Origin of the sequence: Nesterenkonia sp. F (genome assembly GCF_000220985.1) — a bacterium.
Taxonomy (GTDB): domain Bacteria; phylum Actinomycetota; class Actinomycetes; order Actinomycetales; family Micrococcaceae; genus Nesterenkonia.
Genome location: NZ_AFRW01000138.1, coordinates 1 through 6,082, shown reverse-complemented (window position 1 = coordinate 6,082; position 6,082 = coordinate 1). Strand labels below are relative to the sequence as shown.

Here is a 6,082-nt window from a genome sequence, read left to right as displayed (position 1 = left end):
TTCAAAGGGTGTCCGGCGGTGACCTACTCTCCCACACGCTCCCGCGTGCAGTACCATCGGCGCAATGGGTCTTAGCTTCCGGGTTCGGTATGGGACCGGGCGTTTCCCCCACGCTATGACCGCCGTAACTCTAACCACCACACACCCCCACACCGCACACACGAACGCGGGGGCAGGGCGAGTTCATACGAACAACCACCACACCAGGGTGGCTGCCAAAACTAGTCTCTCTATACCATTATCCTCAGATCACACCACCCACACCCCACCACAACAAGCAGCGGGGCGGGGTTTGTTGAAAGACAACCGCCTAGTGGACGCGAGCACCACACAACACACCACCCACACTCTGCAAACAGTGTGTGGGGTGGGATAAGTGATCGGCTTATTAGTACCGGTCAGCTTCACAAGTCTTCAGTCCTTGCTTCCACATCCGGCCTATCAACCCAGTGGTCTAGCTGGGAGCCTTCACACCTTGATGGTGACGGAGATCTCATCTCGAAGCCGGCTTCCCGCTTAGATGCTTTCAGCGGTTATCCATCCCGAACGTAGCTAATCAGCGGTGCACTTGGCAGTACAACTGACACACCAGAGGTTCGTCCGTCCCGGTCCTCTCGTACTAAGGACAGACCTTCTCAAATCTCCAACGCGCGCAGCGGATAGGGACCGAACTGTCTCACGACGTTCTAAACCCAGCTCGCGTGCCTCTTTAATGGGCGAACAGCCCAACCCTTGGGACCAACTCCAGCCCCAGGATGAGACGAGCCGACATCGAGGTGCCAAACCATCCCGTCGATATGAACTCTTGGGGAGGATCAGCCTGTTATCCCCGAGGTACCTTTTATCCGTTGAGCGACGGCCCTTCCACACGGTGCCGCCGGATCACTAGTCCCAACTTTCGTTCCTGCTCGACCTGCCAGTCTCACAGTCAAGCTCCCTTGTGCACTTACACTCAACACCTGATTGCCAACCAGGCTGAGGGAACCTTTGGGCGCCTCCGTTACTCTTTGGGAGGCAACCGCCCCAGTTAAACTACCCACCAGGCACTGTCCCTGGACCCGATCAGGGCCCGAAGTTAGATGCCTAAAAACACCAGAGTGGTATTTCAACGACGACTCCACGACCACTAGCGTGACCGTCTCACAGTCTCCCACCTATCCTACACAAGTGATTTCAAACACCAATACCAAGCTATAGTAAAGGTCTCGGGGTCTTTCCGTCCTGCTGCGCGTAACGAGCATCTTTACTCGTAGTGCAATTTCGCCGAGTTCACGGTTGAGACAGCGGGGGTCTCGTTACTCCATTCGTGCAGGTCGGAACTTACCCGACAAGGAATTTCGCTACCTTAGGATGGTTATAGTTACCACCGCCGTTTACCGGGGCTTAAATTCTGAGCTTCGCCACACACGGTGACTAACTCGTCCTCTTAACCTTCCGGCACCGGGCAGGAGTCAGTCCGTATACATCGTCTTACGACTTCGCACGGACCTGTGTTTTTAGTAAACAGTCGGACCCCCCTGGTCTCTGCGGCCCCGAACAGCTCACCACCGCAAGGGCGGATCACCACCGAGGCCCCCCTTCTCCCGAAGTTACGGGGGCATTTTGCCGAGTTCCTTAACCGTGATTCTCTCGAACGCCTTGGTATTCTCTACCTGACCACCTGTGTCGGTTTCGGGTACGGGCGGCTCGGACCTCGCGTCGATGCTTTTCTCGGCAGCATAGGATCACCGGATCTCCCACCAACGTGGGAGCCCATCAAATCTCACCAACACACAGCCCGGATTTACCTGGACTGAAGGCTACATTCTTAGACCCAGACAACCATCGCTGAGCCCGGCTACCTTCCTGCGTCACACCTGTTAATACGCTTGGCTCCCCAGTTCAGGTCCCGCGCTCCCCACACACGTGGCAGCAAAGCTGCCATCCAGCATGGTTCGGGCGGTTAGTATCACCAGTTCACCATGGGCGGTCCTTCGCCGGTACGGGAATATCAACCCGTTGTCCATCGACTACGCCTGTCGGCCTCGCCTTAGGTCCCGACTAACCCAGGGCAGATTAGCTTGACCCTGGAACCCTTGGTCATTCGGCGGAGCAGTTTCTCACTGCTCTTTCGCTACTCATGCCTGCATTCTCACTCGAACACACTCCACGACACGCTTCCGCGGCCGCTTCACAGCAGTGTCCGACGCTCCCCTACCCAACCAGCCCCAAAGGACTGATTGCCACAGTTTCGGCGGTGTGCTTGAGCCCCGCTACATTGTCGGCGCGGAATCACTTGACCAGTGAGCTATTACGCACTCTTTCAAGGATGGCTGCTTCTAAGCCAACCTCCTGGTTGTCTCAGCAACTCCACATCCTTTTCCACTTAGCACACGCTTAGGGGCCTTAACCGGTGGTCTGGGCTGTTTCCCTCTCGACCATGAAGCTTATCCCCCACAGTCTCACTGCTGCGCTCTCACTTACCGGTATTCGGAGTTTAGTTGACGTCAGTAACCTTGTAGGGCCCATCAGCCATCCAGTAGCTCTACCTCCGGCAAGAAACACACAACGCTGCACCTAAATGCATTTCGGGGAGAACCAGCTATCACAGAGTTTGATTGGCCTTTCACCCCTACCCACAGCTCATCCCCCCAGTTTTCAACCTAGGTGGGTTCGGTCCTCCACACGCTCTTACACGCGCTTCAACCTGGCCATGGGTAGATCACTCCGCTTCGGGTCTAGACCCAGCGACTCACACGCCCTATTCAGACTCGCTTTCGCTACGGCTTCCCCACACGGGTTAACCTCGCCACTGAGCACTAACTCGCAGGCTCATTCTTCAAAAGGCACGCCATCACCAGCCACAAGGACCAGCTTTGACGGATTGTAGGCACATGGTTTCAGGTACTATTTCACTCCCCTCCCGGGGTACTTTTCACCATTCCCTCACGGTACTGTTCCACTATCGGTCAGCAGGTAGTATTCAGGCTTACCAGGTGGTCCTGGCTGATTCACACAAGATTCCACGAGCCTCGTGCTACTCGGGATACACACACAAGCCGGCGGAACGCATTACAACTACGGGACTCCCACCCTCTCCGGTCACGCACTCACCACGTGTTCGTCTATACGCCCGCACCTCGACTCCCAGGACTGGTAGATCCTGGACGGCATGTCCCACAACACCGCACACGCAACCCCTACCAGGTATCACACGCACACGGTTTAGCCCCATCCGCTTTCGCTCGCCACTACTCACGGAATCACTATTGTTTTCTCTTCCTGTCGGTACTGAGATGTTTCACTTCCCGACGTTCCCTCCAACCGGCCTATACATTCAGCCGGCGGTCACACACCATAACAGCATGCGGGGTTTCCCCATTCGGAAATCCTGGCCTCAACGCTCGGTTATCAGCTCCACCAGGCTTATCGCAGATTCCCACGTCCTTCATCGGCTCCTGCTGCCAAGGCATCCACCATGCGCCCTTCAACACTTACCCCAACGGGCATGTTGTTATAAAAACCAAGGACAACACCAACCACCACCCACACAAGGGCGATGATCGTGATGCACATTGACCACGCTCCCACCAGCAACCAGCCCAAAAAGAAGCAGGCCAGCCACTGACAAGAGCAAGATGCTCGCGTCCACTATGCAGTTCCCAAACAACAACCCCCACCACCATCACCACACAACACCACCGACGACCCAACGGCCACCGGCGACCCACGTGCGGCTACCTGCAGCAGGCGGCACAATCACCAGAACAACACCTGTTGCTCCAGGACCCAATAGTGTACCAAGCACCAGCAGCACACATCAGAACCAGACTTTCCAACCCCACACGAAGCAAGGGCGTACTCGAACCAGAACCAATGCCACCACCGGTGACTGCATGCTGATATTCCACCCATGAGCAAACCCAGCGTCGAACACTCGCCGACGCACTGGGCGGACCCGACTCGGGTCCAGCTCCTTAGAAAGGAGGTGATCCAGCCGCACCTTCCGGTACGGCTACCTTGTTACGACTTAGTCCCAATCGCCGGTCCCACCTTCGACCACTCCCTCCCACAAGGGGTTGGGCCGTGAGCTTCGGGTGTTACCGACTTTCGTGACTTGACGGGCGGTGTGTACAAGGCCCGGGAACGTATTCACCGCAGCATTGCTGATCTGCGATTACTAGCGACTCCAACTTCACGAAGTCGAGTTGCAGACTTCGATCCGAACTGAGACCGGCTTTTAGGGATTAGCTCCACCTCACAGTATCGCAACCCACTGTACCGGCCATTGTAGCATGCGTGAAGCCCAAGACATAAGGGGCATGATGATTTGACGTCATCCCCACCTTCCTCCGAGTTGACCCCGGCAGTCTCCCATGAGTCCCCACCACTACGTGCTGGCAACATAGGACAAGGGTTGCGCTCGTTGCGGGACTTAACCCAACATCTCACGACACGAGCTGACGACAACCATGCACCACCTGTGAACCAGCCCCGAAGGGAAACTACATCTCTGCAGCGATCCGGTCCATGTCAAGCCTTGGTAAGGTTCTTCGCGTTGCATCGAATTAATCCGCATGCTCCGCCGCTTGTGCGGGCCCCCGTCAATTCCTTTGAGTTTTAGCCTTGCGGCCGTACTCCCCAGGCGGGGCACTTAATGCGTTAGCTACGGCGCGGAAAACGTGGAATGTCCCCCACACCTAGTGCCCAACGTTTACGGCATGGACTACCAGGGTATCTAATCCTGTTCGCTCCCCATGCTTTCGCTCCTCAGCGTCAGTAACAGCCCAGAGACCTGCCTTCGCCATCGGTGTTCTTCCTGATATCTGCGCATTTCACCGCTACACCAGGAATTCCAGTCTCCCCTACTGCACTCTAGTCTACCCGTACCCACTGCACACCCGGAGTTAAGCCCCGGGCTTTCACAGCAGACGTGGCAAACCGCCTGCGAGCCCTTTACGCCCAATAATTCCGGATAACGCTCGCGCCCTACGTATTACCGCGGCTGCTGGCACGTAGTTAGCCGGCGCTTCTTCTGCAGGTACCGTCACAAAAGCTTCTTCCCTGCTGAAAGCGGTTTACAACCCGAAGGCCGTCATCCCGCACGCGGCGTCGCTGCATCAGGCTTGCGCCCATTGTGCAATATTCCCCACTGCTGCCTCCCGTAGGAGTCTGGGCCGTGTCTCAGTCCCAGTGTGGCCGGTCACCCTCTCAGGCCGGCTACCCGTCATCGCCTTGGTGAGCCATTACCTCACCAACAAACTGATAGGCCGCGAGTCCATCCAAGACCGATAAAATCTTTCCACCAGCACCCCATGCGAGGACTGGTCATATCCGGTATTAGACCCAGTTTCCCAGGCTTATCCCAGAGTCAAGGGCAGGTTACTCACGTGATACTCACCCGTTCGCCACTAATCCACCCGGTGCAAGCACCCGGCTTCATCGTTCGACTTGCATGTGTTAAGCACGCCGCCAGCGTTCATCCTGAGCCAGGATCAAACTCTCCATCAAAAACAATGAAAGAGATCACCACACGACCACCAGAACCCTGCCGGAAAAACAAGACCCAGTGACCATGCGAATGACGTGATCCAAAGCTGCTCACAACACTCACCACGGGGGTGGCAAGCGCTGCAACAACCAAATAAATATTTGGTATCAACATACTTGGCACACTATTGAGTTCTCAAACAACAGATGCTCACGGCACCACCAGAAAGCCAAACCCTGAAACGCTTTCTTCCAGTAAACTTTCCGGATCGCTCCGAAGCAACTTTACTATCCTAGATCATCCGTTCTCACCATGTCAACTCCACCTCAGCGAAGCCGACCACCCGGCGAAAACCGCAACGACCGTCAGCAAGCAACTTCTCCATCTTACCAGACGATCACCATCCCCGCAAACAACGTGCCACCAGCACACGACGAACAACACCGCCGCAACCACTGATCAACACCCCGTTCACCCCGGGGACACAATCAATCATAGTATCAGATTCTCAGAAGCAACCACAACGACCATCCAGCCGTCATACCCGGCCCAACACCCCAGAGCGACCCTTCCGGCGTCTGCCCTGTGCCCTGAGCACGGGATAAAACTCTA

General features: G+C 56.1%; 3 rRNA genes. All 3 read right to left on the bottom strand.

Annotated features, from left to right (window positions below):
• Positions 1-10 precede the first annotated feature (10 nt).
• A 5S ribosomal RNA gene (rrf, locus tag GU5_RS0113090) occupies positions 11-127 on the bottom strand.
• 241 nt (positions 128-368) lie between these two features.
• Positions 369-3,479 (bottom strand): 23S ribosomal RNA (locus GU5_RS0113085).
• Positions 3,480-3,960: 481 nt separating this feature from the next.
• Positions 3,961-5,490 (bottom strand): 16S ribosomal RNA (locus GU5_RS0113080).
• Together the 16S, 23S and 5S rRNA genes form the textbook arrangement of a ribosomal RNA operon.
• Positions 5,491-6,082: the final 592 nt, after the last annotated feature.